General features: G+C 65.7%; 18 protein-coding genes. 9 read left to right on the top strand and 9 right to left on the bottom strand.

Annotation, left to right across the window (positions count from 1 at the left end):
* Position 1 precedes the first annotated feature (1 nt).
* Positions 2-1,552 carry a YifB family Mg chelatase-like AAA ATPase gene (locus BLQ85_RS16450; RefSeq protein ID WP_074578323.1) on the bottom strand — a complete coding sequence of 517 codons (1,551 nt, stop codon included), beginning with the start codon at positions 1,550-1,552 and terminating at the stop codon, positions 2-4.
* Between the two features lie 311 nt (positions 1,553-1,863).
* Here BLQ85_RS16450 and glnK point away from each other — a divergent pair, with 311 nt between their 5' ends.
* From glnK to BLQ85_RS16405, 8 genes are all read left to right on the top strand, one after another.
* Positions 1,864-2,202 carry a P-II family nitrogen regulator gene (glnK, locus tag BLQ85_RS16440; protein ID WP_007873831.1) on the top strand — a complete coding sequence of 113 codons (339 nt, stop codon included), beginning with the start codon at positions 1,864-1,866 and terminating at the stop codon, positions 2,200-2,202.
* A 31-nt stretch (positions 2,203-2,233) separates the two neighbouring features.
* Positions 2,234-3,793: an ammonium transporter gene (locus BLQ85_RS16435; RefSeq protein ID WP_074578318.1), complete on the top strand. Its 1,560-nt coding sequence runs from the start codon at positions 2,234-2,236 to the stop codon at positions 3,791-3,793.
* Positions 3,794-3,952: 159 nt separating this feature from the next.
* Positions 3,953-4,867 (top strand): SMP-30/gluconolactonase/LRE family protein, encoded by a 915-nt coding sequence (locus tag BLQ85_RS16430; RefSeq protein ID WP_074578317.1) that lies wholly within the window; start codon positions 3,953-3,955, stop codon positions 4,865-4,867.
* A 79-nt stretch (positions 4,868-4,946) separates the two neighbouring features.
* Positions 4,947-6,050, top strand: a complete 1,104-nt coding sequence (gene glcE, locus BLQ85_RS16425; protein ID WP_074578310.1) for a glycolate oxidase subunit GlcE — start codon at positions 4,947-4,949, stop codon at positions 6,048-6,050.
* A gap of 7 nt (positions 6,051-6,057) precedes the next feature.
* Positions 6,058-6,828, top strand: a complete 771-nt coding sequence (locus BLQ85_RS16420) for a YoaK family protein (RefSeq protein ID WP_074578308.1) — start codon at positions 6,058-6,060, stop codon at positions 6,826-6,828.
* Positions 6,829-6,832: 4 nt separating this feature from the next.
* Positions 6,833-8,062 carry a glycolate oxidase subunit GlcF gene (gene glcF / locus BLQ85_RS16415; RefSeq protein WP_074578306.1) on the top strand — a complete coding sequence of 410 codons (1,230 nt, stop codon included), beginning with the start codon at positions 6,833-6,835 and terminating at the stop codon, positions 8,060-8,062.
* 200 nt (positions 8,063-8,262) lie between these two features.
* Positions 8,263-8,637, top strand: a complete 375-nt coding sequence (locus BLQ85_RS16410) for a VOC family protein (protein ID WP_074578304.1) — start codon at positions 8,263-8,265, stop codon at positions 8,635-8,637.
* Positions 8,634-9,083 (top strand): EVE domain-containing protein, encoded by a 450-nt coding sequence (locus BLQ85_RS16405; RefSeq protein ID WP_074578303.1) that lies wholly within the window; start codon positions 8,634-8,636, stop codon positions 9,081-9,083. The genes BLQ85_RS16410 and BLQ85_RS16405 overlap by 4 nt, the downstream gene beginning before the upstream one ends.
* Before the next feature lie 13 nt (positions 9,084-9,096).
* Here BLQ85_RS16405 and BLQ85_RS16400 read toward each other — a convergent pair whose 3' ends face one another.
* Positions 9,097-9,564 carry an Lrp/AsnC family transcriptional regulator gene (locus BLQ85_RS16400; RefSeq protein ID WP_074578302.1) on the bottom strand — a complete coding sequence of 156 codons (468 nt, stop codon included), beginning with the start codon at positions 9,562-9,564 and terminating at the stop codon, positions 9,097-9,099.
* Here BLQ85_RS16400 and BLQ85_RS24830 point away from each other — a divergent pair.
* Positions 9,526-9,933: a DUF6356 family protein gene (locus BLQ85_RS24830; protein WP_254806457.1), complete on the top strand. Its 408-nt coding sequence runs from the start codon at positions 9,526-9,528 to the stop codon at positions 9,931-9,933. The two genes, BLQ85_RS16400 and BLQ85_RS24830, sit on opposite strands and share 39 nt — an antisense overlap.
* A 70-nt stretch (positions 9,934-10,003) precedes the next feature.
* Here the strand turns inward: BLQ85_RS24830 and BLQ85_RS16390 are convergent, their stop codons facing one another.
* From BLQ85_RS16390 to BLQ85_RS16360, 7 genes are all read right to left on the bottom strand, one after another.
* Complete coding sequence (locus BLQ85_RS16390; RefSeq protein WP_083336890.1) at positions 10,004-10,534, bottom strand: GNAT family N-acetyltransferase; 531 nt, start codon at positions 10,532-10,534, stop codon at positions 10,004-10,006.
* A 5-nt stretch (positions 10,535-10,539) separates the two neighbouring features.
* Complete coding sequence (locus BLQ85_RS16385) at positions 10,540-11,133, bottom strand: helix-turn-helix domain-containing protein (protein WP_074578599.1); 594 nt, start codon at positions 11,131-11,133, stop codon at positions 10,540-10,542.
* A gap of 74 nt (positions 11,134-11,207) precedes the next feature.
* Positions 11,208-11,915, bottom strand: a complete 708-nt coding sequence (locus BLQ85_RS16380; protein WP_217631826.1) for an aminoglycoside 3'-phosphotransferase — start codon at positions 11,913-11,915, stop codon at positions 11,208-11,210.
* A gap of 192 nt (positions 11,916-12,107) precedes the next feature.
* Positions 12,108-12,926 carry a class I SAM-dependent methyltransferase gene (locus BLQ85_RS16375; protein ID WP_074578299.1) on the bottom strand — a complete coding sequence of 273 codons (819 nt, stop codon included), beginning with the start codon at positions 12,924-12,926 and terminating at the stop codon, positions 12,108-12,110.
* 50 nt (positions 12,927-12,976) lie between these two features.
* The gene (locus tag BLQ85_RS16370) at positions 12,977-13,555 is read right to left on the bottom strand and encodes a GNAT family N-acetyltransferase (protein ID WP_074578298.1); all 579 of its coding nucleotides are present in this window, start codon (positions 13,553-13,555) and stop codon (positions 12,977-12,979) included.
* Between the two features lie 61 nt (positions 13,556-13,616).
* Positions 13,617-14,309: a penicillin-insensitive murein endopeptidase gene (locus BLQ85_RS16365; RefSeq protein WP_074578297.1), complete on the bottom strand. Its 693-nt coding sequence runs from the start codon at positions 14,307-14,309 to the stop codon at positions 13,617-13,619.
* A 10-nt stretch (positions 14,310-14,319) separates the two neighbouring features.
* A complete protein-coding gene (locus tag BLQ85_RS16360) occupies positions 14,320-14,799 on the bottom strand; it encodes a hypothetical protein (protein WP_074578296.1) in 480 nt (159 codons plus the stop codon).
* Positions 14,800-14,803: the final 4 nt, after the last annotated feature.

Below are 14,803 nucleotides of genomic sequence, written 5' to 3'. Positions count from 1 at the left end.
CTCACGGGGCGGCCTTGAGCGCCCGGCGGTACTGCACCGCCTCCGCAACATGGACCGTCTGCACCACCTGCGCGCCGGCCAGGTCGGCAATCGTCCTGGCGACTTTCAGGCAGCGATGGATGCTGCGCCCCGACCAGCCCAGGCGGGCGGCCGCGGTGTTGAGGAATTTCGCGGCCGTGTCATCGAGCTGGCATTGCGCGTCTATGGCCTGGCCTGCCAGCGCCTGGTTGGTGCTGCCTTGCCGGGCCAGGGCGCGCTCGCGCGCCGCGACCACCCGGCGCCGGATATCGGCCGTGGCCTCGCCGGGCGGCGTGTTCACGAGTTCATCGGCTGCCAGGGCGCCGACTTCCACATGCAGGTCTATGCGGTCCAGCAGCGGGCCGCTGAGTTTGCCCTGGTAGCGCGAGACCTGCTCGGGCGAGCAGCGGCAGGCCCGCAGACTGGAGCCCAGGTAGCCGCAGGGGCAGGGGTTCATGGCTGCGACCAGCTGGAAGCGGGCCGGAAACTCGGCGCGCTGGGCGGCCCGCGAGATGGTGATGCTGCCGGACTCCAGAGGCTCGCGCAGCGCCTCCAGCGCCGCGCGCGGAAACTCGGGCAGCTCGTCAAGAAACAGCACGCCGCGGTGCGCCAGCGAGATCTCGCCGGGCCGCGGCGGCGAGCCGCCGCCGACCAGGGCCACGGCACTGGCGGTATGGTGGGGTGCGCAGGTCGGGCGCAGCGCCCATTTATCCAGCGAAAAGCGGCCGCCCAGGGAGGCCACCGCCGCGCTTTCCAGCGCCTCTTCGGTGCTCATGGCCGGCAGCAGGCCGGCAAAACGCTGCGCCAGCATGGATTTGCCGGAGCCGGGCGCGCCCATCATGAGCACGCTGTGGCCGCCGGCGGCCGCGATTTCCAGGGCGCGCCGGGCCGCGGCCTGGCCTTTCACGTCGGCCAGGTCCGGGTAGGCCGACTGCGGGGGCGGCGCTGCCGGCTTCACCCGCGACCAGCCATCCAGCGCCTCCACGGGGGCCTCCCCCGGCAAAAACTGCCTGACCACGTCGAGTAAATGCAGCGCCCGGAAGATTTCCGCGCCGGGCACCAGGGCCGCCTCCTGGGCGCTGGCGTCCGGCAGCACCAATTTGGGCAGTTTTTCGGCGCCGGCGGTGTCACGCCCGGGGCGGGCCAGCGCCAGGCTCATGGCCAGCGCGCCGCGCACGGGCCGCAGGTCGCCGCCCAGGGACAGTTCGCCGGCGAACTCATAGCCTTCAAGCTTGCGGGCGTCGACCTGGCCGCTGGCCGCCAGGATGCCCAGGGCGATCGGCAGGTCGAAGCGGCCGGAATCCTTGGGCAGGTCGGCCGGCGCCAGGTTGACGGTGATCCTCTTGTTGGCGGGAAACTCCAGGCCGGTGTTCTGGATGGCGGAGCGCACGCGTTCGCGGGCCTCCTTGACCTCGGTTTCGGCCAGGCCGACCAGCGTGAAGCTGGGCAGGCCGTTGGCCAGGTGGACCTCGACGCGGACGGGCCGCGCTTCCAGCCCCAGCAAGGCGCGGCTGTGCACTAAAGACAGGCTCATGAACTAACTCCCTGGTGATGCTCCAAAGTTGTGCGTTGTAAACGCCCCAATCTGGTGCTTATCGTGTTTTTTTGGATTCCCGTGTTCAACGTGGCAAGCGCGAAGCGGGTGGACCGCGCCCGGTCAAGGGGCTTGCTTTGGCACGGTACGTGCTACGAAGACTTCGTGGAATCCGGGAATAGGACCCTTTCCGCAACCGTCGAAATCCCTGAATCAGAGCGCCTGACCTTTACGCTCAGAAAAACCGTAAAGCAGCTGGAGTGGCGCACCGAGGGGCCGCTTCTTTATTCATCCTTGGAGGAAACCTGAACATGAAACTCGTAACGGCCATCATCAAACCGTTCAAGCTGGACGAAGTGCGGGAAGCGCTGTCCGGTATTGGCGTGCAAGGCATCACGGTCACTGAAGTCAAGGGCTTCGGCCGCCAGAAAGGCCACACCGAGCTGTACCGCGGTGCTGAATATGTCGTCGACTTCCTGCCCAAGGTCAAGATCGAGGCGGCTGTCTCCGACGACCTGGTGGACCGCGTGATCGAAGCGGTCGAGGGCGCGGCCCGTACCGGCAAGATCGGCGACGGCAAGGTCTTTGTCTACAACCTCGAGCAGGTCGTGCGCATCCGCACCGGTGAAACCGGCAAGGAAGCGCTGTAAGGCTCAATCCACACAAAAAGAGAACATCGACATGAAAAAAATACTTGCTTCCCTTGTATTGGGACTGAGCCTGCTGACAACAGGCGCCGTCATGGCGCAAGCCCCGGCCGCCGCGCCCGCCGCTTCCGCAGCCGAAGCCAAACCGGCTGAAGCGGCCGCTTCCGCCGCAGCGCCCGCAGCCTCGGCTGCCGCCGCCCCGGCCGCCGCCGCAGCGGCTTCCGCACCCGCAGCGGCCGCTTCCGCAGCGCCCGCGCCTGTTCCCAACAAGGGCGACACCGCCTGGATGATGGTTTCCACGCTGCTGGTCATCATGATGACCGTGCCCGGCCTGGCGCTGTTCTACGGCGGCCTGGTGCGCAGCAAGAACATGCTGTCGGTGCTGATGCAGGTCATGGTCACCTTCTCGATGATCGTGGTGCTGTGGTTCATCTACGGCTACAGCCTGGCCTTCACTGAGGGCAACGCCTTCTTCGGCGGCTTCGACCGGCTCTTCATGAAGGGCATCTGGGACAACGTTGCGGGCACCTTCGCCAACGGCGCGACCTTCAGCAAGGGTGTCGTGATCCCCGAGATCGTGTTCGCCGCCTTCCAGGCCACCTTCGCCGGCATCACCTGCGCGCTGATCGTCGGCGCCTTCGCCGAACGCATCAAGTTCTCCGCCGTGCTGCTGTTCATGGCCATCTGGTTCACCTTCAGCTATGCGCCTATTGCCCACATGGTCTGGTTCTGGATGGGCCCCGATGCCTACACCGGCAAGGAAGTGGTCGACGCGATGAACGGCAAGGGCGGTTACATCTGGCAAATGGGTGCCCTGGACTTCGCGGGCGGTACCGTGGTCCACATCAACGCCGCCGTCGCCGGCCTGGTTGGTGCCTTCTGCATCGGCAAACGCATCGGCTACGGCAAGGAAGCCATGGCACCTCACAGCCTGACCCTGACCATGGTCGGCGCCGCGCTGCTGTGGGTGGGCTGGTTCGGCTTCAATGCCGGCTCCGCCCTGGAAGCCAACGGTTTCGCCGCCCTGGCCTTCATCAACACCCTGGGTGCCACGGCAGCCGCCGTGCTGGCCTGGTGCGTCGGTGAAGCGCTGATGCGCGGCAAGGCCTCCATGCTGGGTGCCGCCTCCGGCGCCGTCGCCGGCCTGGTGGCCATCACTCCCGCAGCCGGTAACGTCGGCATTGGCGGCGGCCTGGTCATCGGCCTGATCGCCGGTTTCGCCTGCCTCTGGGGTGTGAACGGCCTGAAGAAGCTGCTGGGCGCCGACGACTCGCTGGACGTGTTCGGCGTGCACGGCGTGGGCGGTATCCTGGGCGCATTGCTCACCGGTGTGTTCAACTCGCCCGCCCTCGGCGGCCCGAGCTTCGTGGGTGACTGGGTGACCGCCACGGCCGTGACGCCCGACGCCTACACCATCGCCGGCCAGGTCTGGATCCAGGCCAAGGCCGTGCTGATCACCATCATCTGGTCCGGCGTGGTCTCCTTCATCGCCTACAAGGTGGTGGACCTGACCATAGGCCTGCGTGTCAGCGAAGAAGACGAGCGCGAAGGCCTGGACATCACGTCCCACGGCGAAACCGCTTACAACCGCTGATACAGCGGACGGGCCGCCCTGGAGGCGGTCCGGTCCTGCCAAATATTTATTTACTGAGAGTCTCCTTTGGATGTTCAGCCCGCCGGTGCAAACCGGTGGGCTGTTTTTTTTGGGGAGCGTTACAGTGGCGGCTGTCCACACACAAACAAAGGTAGCGTGATGACCTGGCAAACCCTTGCTGCACCGCCCAGCGGACTCGGCGAATCGCCGTTCTGGCACCCCGACGAGCAGATGCTGTACTGGATAGACATTCCCGGCCGGCAGCTGCACCGCTGCAACGTCTTTATGGGCACGGTCCAGAGCTGGGCCATGCCCTCCGAGCCCGGCAGCATCGCGCCGGCGCGCAGCGGGGGCCTGGTGATCGCGCTGCGCGATGGCATTTACCGCGCCGGGCAATGGGGCGGTGAACTGCGCCAACTTATGCGGGCCGACCACGACACGGCGACCACACGCTTTAACGACGGCAAGGCCGACCCGCAGGGGCGCTTCTGGGCCGGCACCATGTACGAGCCGCGCGACAAGTCCACGGCCCAGCTGTTTTCGCTGGACTGCCGCGGCGGCCGCGCACCTGTGGTCGAGCGCAAGGCGGGCGATGCCATCATCGCCAACGGCCTGGCCTGGTCGCCCGATGCGGCCACGGTCTACTGGTCCGACACGCCGCGCCACATCATCCGCGCCTGGAACTGGGACGCCGAGCGCAACACCATGACCGAGCCTCGCGTGTTCGCGCAGTGGCCCGGCAAGCCCGAGGGTTGGTTGCCCGGCATGGCCGGCTACGGCGGGCGGCCCGACGGCGCCGCGGTGGACCGCGAGGGCAACTACTACGTCGCGATGTTTGAGGGCGGGCGCATGCTCAAGCTCTCGCCGGCCGGTACGCTGCTGGCCGAGTTCGCCGTGCCGGCGCGTTGCCCCACCATGCCCTGCTTCGGCGGCGACGACCTCAAGACCCTGTACCTCACGACCGCGCGCTACAACCGGCCCGCGCAGGAACTGCAGCACTATCCCGATTCGGGCTGCGTGTTTTCCATGCAGGTCGAGGTGCCCGGCCTGCCGGTGAACTTCTTCCAGGACTGACCTTGCAGTTGGCGGCCTCAAAAAACCGAACAAGCCGCGTTCAAAAAAATCAAACCGGTACGGGCGGGCGCCGCTTACCATGGCGGCAATGACTCCAGATACCGACATCAGCGCCGCGCTGGCCGAGCGCGTGCGCGCTGCCGCCGCTGCGCATACGCCGCTGCGCCCGCGCGGAGGCGGCAGCAAGGACTTCTACGGGCAGGCCTTGGTGGGCGAGACCCTGGACATCCGGCCGCACCGCGGCATCACGAGTTACGAGCCCAGCGAACTGGTGGTGACCGCGCGCGCCGGTACGCCGCTGGCCGAACTCGAAGCGCTGCTGGCCGCGCAGGGCCAGTGCCTGCCTTTTGAGCCGCCGCATTTTGCCGCAAACGACGCGATAGGCGCCCAGGCCACCGTGGGCGGCATGGTGGCCAGCGGCCTGAGCGGCCCGGCCCGCGCCAGCGTGGGCGCCGTGCGCGACTACATGCTGGGCGTGGTGCTGCTCAACGGCAAGGGTGAGCGCCTGGTCTTCGGCGGCCAGGTCATGAAAAATGTGGCGGGCTACGACGTCTCGCGCCTGATGGCCGGTTCGCTGGGCACGCTGGGCGTGCTGCTGGAGGTCTCACTCAAGGTCTTGCCGGTCGCGCCGCAAGAGGCCACGCTGGTGTTTGAGCTCGACGAAGCCGCCGCCCTGCGGCAGCTCAACCGCTGGGGTGCCATGCCCTTGCCCGTCAATGCCTCCTGCTGGCGGGAAGGCCGCCTGTGGGTGCGCCTGCGCGGCGCGAAAGCCGCCGTCGCCGCCGCGCAAAAATCCATGGGTGGAGAAGCTTTGGACAGCGACGCGGCGCGCTATTGGACTGCGCTGCGCGAGCAAGCCCAGCCCTTCTTTGCCTTGCAGGGCGATGAATCGCTGTGGCGGCTCAGCCTGCCCGACACGGCGCCGCCGCTTGGGCTGGGCGAGACGCTGGTGGAGTGGGGTGGCGCGCAGCGTTGGGTCAAGCAGCCTGACGGTGACGCGGCGCTGGTACGCGAAGCGGCGGCCGGTGCCCATGGCCATGCCACGCTATTCCGCTCGGCCGGTAAATCCGTGCCGGTGTTCTCCGCGCTCAAGCCGCCGCTGGACCGCATACACCGCGAACTCAAACAGCAGTTCGACCCGGCCGGCGTGTTCAACCCGGGCCGACTCTACGCGGACTGGTAAACAAGCCATGCGACGCCTTCGCCACCTGACCGGGCAGCACCGCACGCCCTATATGAACCGCCTGCTGGGCGGCTTGCTGGCGTTCAACGCCGGCGCCATCAATGCCGGCGGTTTTCTGGTGGTCGGCATGTACACCTCGCACATGACGGGATTCGCCTCCCTGCTAGCCGACAACCTGGTCCTGGGCCACATGGCGCTGGTGCTGGGTGCCGTCGGGGCGCTGCTGGCCTTTACCACCGGCGCCGCCGTGACCGCCGTGCTGGTGAACTGGGCGCGCCAGAACCACCTGCGCAGCGAATACGCGCTGCCCCTGCTGCTGGAGGCCGTGCTGATGCTGCTGTTCGGGCTGCTGGGCGCGACGCTGAACCGTCAGACCCCTTTCGCCGTGCCGCTGACCGTGCTGGTGCTGGCTTTCACCATGGGGCTGCAGAACGCGCTGGTCAGCAAGATCTCGTCCTCGCAGATCCGCACCACCCACATGACCGGCGTGATCACCGACCTCGGCATAGAGCTCGGCAAGATGTTTTACTGGAACCGCACGGCCAGCCCGCCCGAATCGCGCGTGCGCGCCAACCGCATCAAGCTGAGATTGTTCGGCACCTTGCTGGCGATGTTCATCGCCGGCGGCGTGGTGGGCGCGGCCGGCTTCAAATACATCGGCTTTATCTGGGTCGTGCCGCTGGCGCTCATGCTGCTGGCTTTGTCCCTGCCGCCCCTGCATGCGGACTTCCGGCGTGTCCGTCGCCGCAGGGCACTGGCACTGAAAGAGGCGCCCTGACTTTATGCAAACCCACCTCGCCCCCGAATTCAAGAACAGCACTGAAGGCCGTGAGGCCGAAGCCATTTTGCGCAAATGTGTGCATTGCGGGTTTTGCACCGCGACCTGCCCGACCTACCAGCTGCTGGGCGACGAGCTCGACGGCCCGCGCGGACGCATCTACCTGATCAAACAAGTGCTTGAGGGCGAGGCGCCCACACGCAAGACCCAGCTGCACCTGGACCGGTGCCTGACCTGCCGCAACTGCGAAAGCACCTGCCCCAGCGGCGTGGAATACGGCCACCTGGTCGACATAGGCCGCAAGCTGGTCGACGAGCGCGTGCCGCGCCCGGCCGGCGAGAAGGCCTTGCGCTGGGCGCTCAAGGAAGGTTTGCCCTCGCCGCTGTTCGCGCCCGCCATGAAGGCCGGCCAGGCCGTGCGCGGCCTGCTGCCCGAGGCCCTCAAAAACAAGGTGCCGAAAAAGCAGGAGGCCGGCGCCTGGCCGCGGCGAGTGCATGCGCGCAAGATGCTGATGCTCGAAGGCTGCGTGCAACCGGCCATGATGCCCAATATCAATGCCGCGACCGCGCGTGTGCTGGACGCGGCCGGCATAGAAACCGTGCTGGCGCCCAAGGCCGGCTGCTGCGGTGCGGTGAAATTCCACCTCAATGACCAGGAAGGCGGCAAGGAGCAGATGCGGCGCAACATCGACGCCTGGTGGCCGCATATCTCGGAAGGTGGCGGCGTGGAAGCCATCGTCATGAATGCCTCGGGCTGCGGCGTCACCGTCAAGGACTACGGCCACCTGCTCAAGGACGACCCGGCCTATGCGGCCAAGGCCGCGCGTATCAGCGAACTCACGCGCGACCTCAGCGAGCTGATGCCCGAACTGGTCGGTGAGCTGCAGGGCAAGGTCAAGGCCCAGGCCGGCGCGCTGGTGTTCCACCCGCCCTGCACCCTGCAGCACGGCCAGCAGCTGCGCGGCGGGGTGGAGACGCTGATGGGCGCGCTGGGTTTCACGGTGACGCTGGCGGCCTCCGAATCCCATCTGTGCTGCGGCTCGGCCGGCACTTATTCGGTGCTCAACCCGGAGATTGCCTACCAGCTGCGCGACCGCAAGCTGGGAAATCTGCAGGCCTCGGCGCCCGGCACCATCATCTCGGCCAATATCGGCTGCATCACGCACTTGCAAAGCGGTACGGCGATGCCGGTGCGGCATTGGGTGGAAGTGCTGGACGACGCGCTGACGTCTTGAGTTGAACGAAACGTCTGAGCAAGCCGGGGCCGCGGAACTGGCTTTGCCAGGCCGCAGGCGCAGCGCCCCCTCGGGGGGCAGCGTATTACACGTAGCCGAAGGCGAAGTGAAAAGCGTGGGGGCCAACATCCTCCTGACATCACGTTGTCAGTAGCCCCCCAGCATCATCAAGGCTTCTTCAACACACAAGGAGCCTTCCCATGAAAAACGCCGTCACCTGGTTTGAAATCCCCAGCACCCAACTCGACAAGGCCCAGGCCTTTTACGAAGCCGTGCTCGAATGCAAGATGCGCCGCGAGCCCATGGGCCCGTCGGAAGGCGCGGTGTTTCCCTATGAGCGCGAGGAAGGTGTGGGCGGCGCCCTGTTGGCCGGCCCCACCGCGCCGGCGCCGGCCTCGAATGGAACCCTGATTTACCTCGATGCCTCGCCCTCGCTGGATGCCGCATTGGCGCGCGCCGTCAAGGCCGGCGGCAAGGTCGCCTTGCCGCGCCAGGCGCTGCCGCCCGGCCTGGGGTTCTTTGCCCACGTCACCGACCTGGACGGCAACCGCGTCGGCCTGCACGCCCTCGCATGAGCCGCAGGAACTGGATAGCGGTCGCCAGCGCCGAGCATGCGCGGCATGGCTGCGTGGATCCGCAAAACGGATTCATGCAGGTCTGCCACGGCAAAAGCGCGCCGCTCAGGCGCATGTCGGCGGGCGACCGGGTGGCCTACTACTCGCCCGCGCTGACCATGGGTGGCAAGGACAAACTCCAGCGTTTTGTGTCCATAGGCCTAGTGCAGGCCGGCGAGCCTTACGCTTTTGACATGGGCGGCGGTTTTGTGCCTTTTCGCCGCGATGTGGCCTATGTGGCCGCGCAGGAGGCGTCCATACTGCCGCTGCTCGACGACTTCGAGTTTGTGGAAGACCGCCAGCGCTGGGGCTACAAGTTCCGTTTCGGCCTGTTCGATATCAGCGACCACGACATGCGGCTGATCGCGCAGGCCATGCGGGCCGATGGTGCGATGCTGGGGTTTTGACGCTTTCGGCCCCTCAGGCCGGCAGCGCGTAATCCGTGGGGAGGGCGGTGGTGTGCTTGACCACCTCCATCACAAAGCCCGAACTCACGTCCTGCAGTTCGGCGACCTTGATCAGGCGTTTGTACACGCTGTCGTAACCGGCAATGTCGGGCACGACGACCTTGAGCAGGTAATCGATGTCTCCCGTCATCCGGTAGACCTCCACCACCTCGCGGATGGCGACGATGCCTTTGATGAAGCGCTGGGTCCATGCGTCGTTGTGCAGGCTCGCGCGTATGCTCACAAAAGCCGTCAGGCCCAGGTTGAGCTTGACCGGGTCGCACAAGGTGACCTGCTGCTTGATGACGCCTTCGTCGCGCAGCTTCTGGATTCGCCGCCAGCAAGGTGTTGGTGACAGGCTGACGGCCTGCGCCAGTTCATTGAGCCCCATCGAGGCATCGTCTTGCAACAGCTCCAGGATCCGGATGTCTTTTTTGTCCATGTGGCCACATTATTAGAAATTAATTCTAATTATGAGGAAATTTCTAGCCGAACTTGCAACTTATTTTCCGATCCGCAGGCCTATGATTCCAGCCAGGCATCGATGCAAGCAGGGGCGCAGTTCCCAAAACCGACGGATACGACCATGGAAAAAATTCTCCAGCTGTTCAAGGAACACCCTGACTCCGTAGGGGAGAGCTATTTCGAGCACATGTCCGCCTCTTTTTCATTTGCCGTGCCACTGCTGTCGGCAGCCATCGCCGCGTTTATCCACGGCGTGTTCCCCTTCTTCTTCGTCAGGACGGGAAGCCGCATCGTCACACGCCTGCATGAGCGCATGGTGGTTCATCGCGCCGCTAAAAAAGCCTGAGAACAGCGGCGCACACGCCGCGGGGCCTTGCGCCCGCTGCCGGCACGCAAACAACCCACAACAACTTCCGTCAGGCCAGCTCGCGGTAAAACACCGTCGTGCCCACCAGCCCGCCGCGCGGCAGCAGCGCGTAGCCGGGAATCACGCCGACACGCTGCCAGCCCAGGCGCTGGTACAGGCGCTCGCCGTTGTCGCCGGTGACGGTGTCCAGCACCAGCAGCGTCTTGCCGCAGTCGTGCGCCATGGATTCGGCGGCCCGCATCAAGGCCTCGCCCAGGCCCTGGCGGCGGCAGCGGCGGTGCACCAGCATCTTGGCCAGGTCGGCGCGGTGCGGCTGGTTCTCGGGCTGGGCCAGCACCAGCTGCACCGTGCCGCAAATGCCTTGCGCGTCCTCGGTCACCAGCAGCGCGCGTTCGCCAGCCGCCACGCCTTCGGCCACGCCGCGCCAGAAAGCCTGGGCGCGTTCACGCGGCAGCGGGTGCATAAAACTCACCGAGGCGCCGCCTTCCACGCAGTCGATCAGCACGTCGGCGAGTTCGTTGATCTGCGCCTCGTTCACTTCATGCAGGCGCCGCAGCGACCAAGGTGTTGTGTTCGTCATGGTGTTCATGCGGGTTCAGTGGCGATCACCACCGCATAGCGCGCGGGCTTTCGCGTGGCGTTGTGGAACATCGTGGGCCGATCCAGCTGCATGGCCAGGCAGTCGCCTTGGCTCAACTGGTGGCGTGCTTCGCCCACGGTGATGTCGATCGCGCCTTCGAGCACCCACACCTGCTGGTGCACACGCGCGTCGCGCGCGCCGGTCTCAAAGGCCACGCGCCCGCCCGGCGGGAAATGCACTTCGACGATCTGCATAGGCTGCGGCACACCGGGCGGCGAGATGTTGCGCCGCACATAACCCGAAGCGGGGTCTTGCCACTGCACCTGGTCGGCATGGCGCGCCACCGGGCTGATGGGGCTGGCAGGCGCCTGCGCGGCGGGCGCGTCAAACAGCGAAGCCAGCATCACGCCCAGGCCGGTGGCCAGCCGCTCCAGCACCACGGCCGTGGGGCTGCTCTCGCCGCGCTCTATCAATGAAATCATCGAACGGCTCACGCCGCTTTTGGCGGCCAGCGCTTCCAGCGACAGGCTTTTGGCGGCGCGCAGCTCACGCACGCGCTCGGCGATGCGCTGGTTCAGGTCGGAGGGGATTTCTGTCATGATGGAATTCATTTTCCATCATATTGGAATAACTGTCCAGTGCCTCAGCGGCATCGACATGGAAACGGCGCGGCTCAGGCGCCTATGTTGTCTTCGTTGTCCCAGAGGTGGCGGTAAAAGGCAATGCGCTCCTCGTCGCGCGCAATGCCGTAGGCCTTGAAGAACTCGTCCTCCCAGTCCGGCCCGTAGTTGTAGTCCAGGTTCATGCTGGCCACCGCCAGGTCCGCCCAGCGGTCGGCCACACCCAGCGAGCCCAGGTCGACGTGCCCGGCCGGGCTGCCGTCCGGCGCGATGAGGGTGTTGGGCGAGCAGGGGTCGCCGTGGCAGACCACCAGCCGGTCTATGGGCGGAATGCCAAGGCGTTCGGCGGGAACGCGGTAGCCGGTGCGTTTTTCGGGCGACCAGTCAAAGGGGCAGTGCGCGACCGGCAGCGCCTCGTGCAGGATGCGCAGCCCGCGGCCTATGGCGCGGGCGGCTTCCACCGGCCTAGCGAGCCAGGCGGGTGTGACGGCGCCGTCGCCGGGCAGCGCCGCAGTCACCAGCCATTGCGCCTCGTCTGTCGCGCCCCAGTCCAGCACCCGGGGCACGGCATGCCAGTGGACCGCCCATTCCATCCGCAGGCGTTCGCCATCCAGGTCCAACCCGCTGCCATGGGGATTCCATTTCACAAAGCGGTCGCCCGCGCGGAAGGTGGTGCCGCCGCGCTCGTTGGTCCACACGAGTTCCGGTTCGCTGCCGCCACAGAGCTGGCGAATAAAGGGTGGAAGGGGTGAGGGGGACAAACTGCCGGTGTGCTCCATGCTGCCTTTGCGGATGTGGGGTGATGGCCTATGCCTGCGGCGTGCCGGGGAGCCCAGCGCGCGCCAGCGACGCTATTCAGGCAGGTATGGGTGCCTGGCCGGGTTGCAAGCACATAGCCCGCGGGTCAAACGCCAGCCAGCATCCACCTGGGCAGACAGGCACAGTTCGCGCGCTCAGTTTTCAATGGTGACAACATGCGCCTGGATTTTGCCGTCCACCGGCCCGCGTCCGAAGCGCCGGGCAATCGCTTCCGCCGCAACGTCGGTGGCTTCCAGAAGCCGTGAAGCGTCGCGCGTTTCGATCTCGTTTCGCAGCGGCGTGCCCTGGCAGTAGGCGATCGCTGGAACCCGGGCAGATTCCGCCCGGCTTCGCGCTGCAACCGTGCTGATTTGAGGTGACGCCATAAATCCGCCGTCTGCAAGATCTTGCTCGATGCTCCGGCGCTCGTAATAGCCGTGCGGCGTACGGGCCAGGAAGCGCGGCGGGTCTTGAGGAAAGACGGATTCGAGCGCCGTGATCACGGTGTCGGCGAATTCGTTTTCCTCAATCCGGTCCCATACATTAAAAATGAAAACACCTCCCGGCCTGAGCACCCGGCGTGTTTCCGCAAACGCCTTTGACCTTTCAGGGAAGAACATGGCTCCGAATTGGCACACAACCGCGTCAAAACTCGCATCCGGAAAAGGCAGTTGCATGGCATCCGCCTGCCGCCACTCCACTGGGCGCATGGTCCCAACCGCGCAGGCCTGGTCCAGCATCGACTGATTCAAATCCGTGGCCACGATGGAGACCCTTTCGGGCAGAACGCTTGTCAACGCACGCGTCACGACACCGGTGCCGGCCGCGATCTCGAGAACACGCGTCAAAGGCCTCGATGCAAGCCGGGCCACCAGATCCGCCGCGTAGGGCTCGAAGATCAGCGGAACCAGATACGTTTCATAGAGCTTCGGAATCGAGCCGCTGAAGACTTTATCGCCGTTGGGATTGCTCATGGTATTTGCCTCCACTTCGGCATCATTGTGCGCTGACGCGCATCGGCAGCTCAGGCGGGCTTGATGCGCACCACGGGCCGCTGCGGCTTGCGGCGCGCGACTTCCTCAAAGCCGGCGTCGTCGTACATGGACTTGGCGCCGAACCACATGGCGTCGTCCTGGGCGCGGCCGGGCTTGTCCACGGGGTAGGCCTCCAGCAGCGTCACGCCCTGCTTTTTGGCGTAGGCAATCGCCCCGTCCAGCAGCGCGCGCGCAACGCCCTGGCCGCGGTGTTCCGAGGGCACGACAAAACAGATGATGGACCAGACGGGCTTGTCATCGACCGGCTTCATCACCGGTGAGCGCTGGAGCTTGGCGTAGTCCTCGCGCGGCCCCAGCGACACCCAGCCGACGGGCAACTTGCCGCGGTAGCCGATCAGCCCGGGCGGCGTGTCGCCGCGTGTGAGTTTTTTCAGCTCGGCGCGATTGGCCTGGGCGGCCGTGGTGCCCGCAGGCAAGGGCCCGCGGGCGCCGCTGCGGCGGTAAAACATGCACCAGCAGCCGCGCGCCACCGAACAGCCTTTGGCGTTGAAGAGCGTTTCAAGGTCGGGCCAGCGCTCGGGCGTGAGAGGGCTGACGGTGAGCTTCATGGGGCTGGAAGGGTGAAACCGGTAGGAGCACTATAGCCAAAGCGCCCGCCGACAGCGAGCCCTAGCCCGCGTTGGGTTTGCAGGGGATGGCGAAATCCACGTGGTAGTGCTCGTCATGGCGAATCCAGGGTTTGCCTTTCATGAAGTTCAGGTTCTGCTTCAGGTAGGCGCTGCGCGGCGTGGCAAACAGCCGGGGCAAAAATGGCGCGTCAAGAATGACCAGCGCGATGCCGGCGCCGCGCGCTTTCGCGGCCACGTGCAGCTGGTACAGGTGTTCTGCCAGCGCGGGGAAGTCGATGCTGTATTCGCCGTACTTTGCATCGGCATCAAATTCCAGGTCGTAGCCAAAGCGGCTGGCCATACTGGTCGGCAGCGGCACCGATTTGCCTTGCGCATCGCGGACCGGCACAAAAAAGTCCACCGACAGGCCGTTCTGGTGCGTGCGGTGCGGCCGAAAGCGCCCGCCCGAAGGCCAGCCCGTTTCGCCATAGACATAGGTGACGGAGGGGTGGGCAGTATGGAGCGCCGCATAGGAAGCCGTGATGATGTCCGCGACTTTGGCATGCACATGCGTGCGGCCCGCCGTGGCGGCCAGGCTGCTGTAGGCCGTGAAGTTGGGGCCGCTGGCCGGCAGCTTGACGCTGCCTTCGATGCGGCCTTTGTTGACGGTACCGAAGCACTGGCTGTCGGCTGCGGGGGATTGTGCGGATGTGGCGGCCAGTGCTGCGGCAATCAGGGTGTTGAGGCCGCGCATGGAGAGAGTCTTACCCCGGATGGCCATACGAGATCGCGAGTGCTCCAAGACCCAATGAGCTGAGTACAAGGCCGCCCAAAATCAGCCACTCGGTCACGTTGAAATCTTTGAAGGGAGGGTCAAACGGGTTTAAGGCCTGCCACCATTTTTTTCCGAGTCGCCGATTGTGCAAATAAGACAGCAAATTTCCCCCGCCCAGCCAAAGTACAGCGGCCGCCGAGAGCAACACCAGCTGGACTGTCGGCATTCCGGAGAAGACATCCTCAACCGCAGGAAGCGTGGGCGGCGGCCCCGCGGGTTCCGGCATGAGGCCGGCCGCTTCGCCCAGCCAAATGGTCAGCAGAATTGGCGCCGCGAAAAACAGCATGTTCTTCCAGTACGCTGAGCGCGTCTGCGCCCGCACCATCCGAAACCACGCAATGGGCGCGATAAACAGGGTCACCAAAAATACGACGATAGTGAGTGTTTTAAGAAGTAGTTGTGGGGTCATAGCT

It is taken from the genome of Polaromonas sp. JS666, assembly GCF_900103405.1.
Classification (GTDB): domain Bacteria; phylum Pseudomonadota; class Gammaproteobacteria; order Burkholderiales; family Burkholderiaceae_C; genus Polaromonas.
This window is presented reverse-complemented; position numbering and strand designations above follow the sequence as displayed.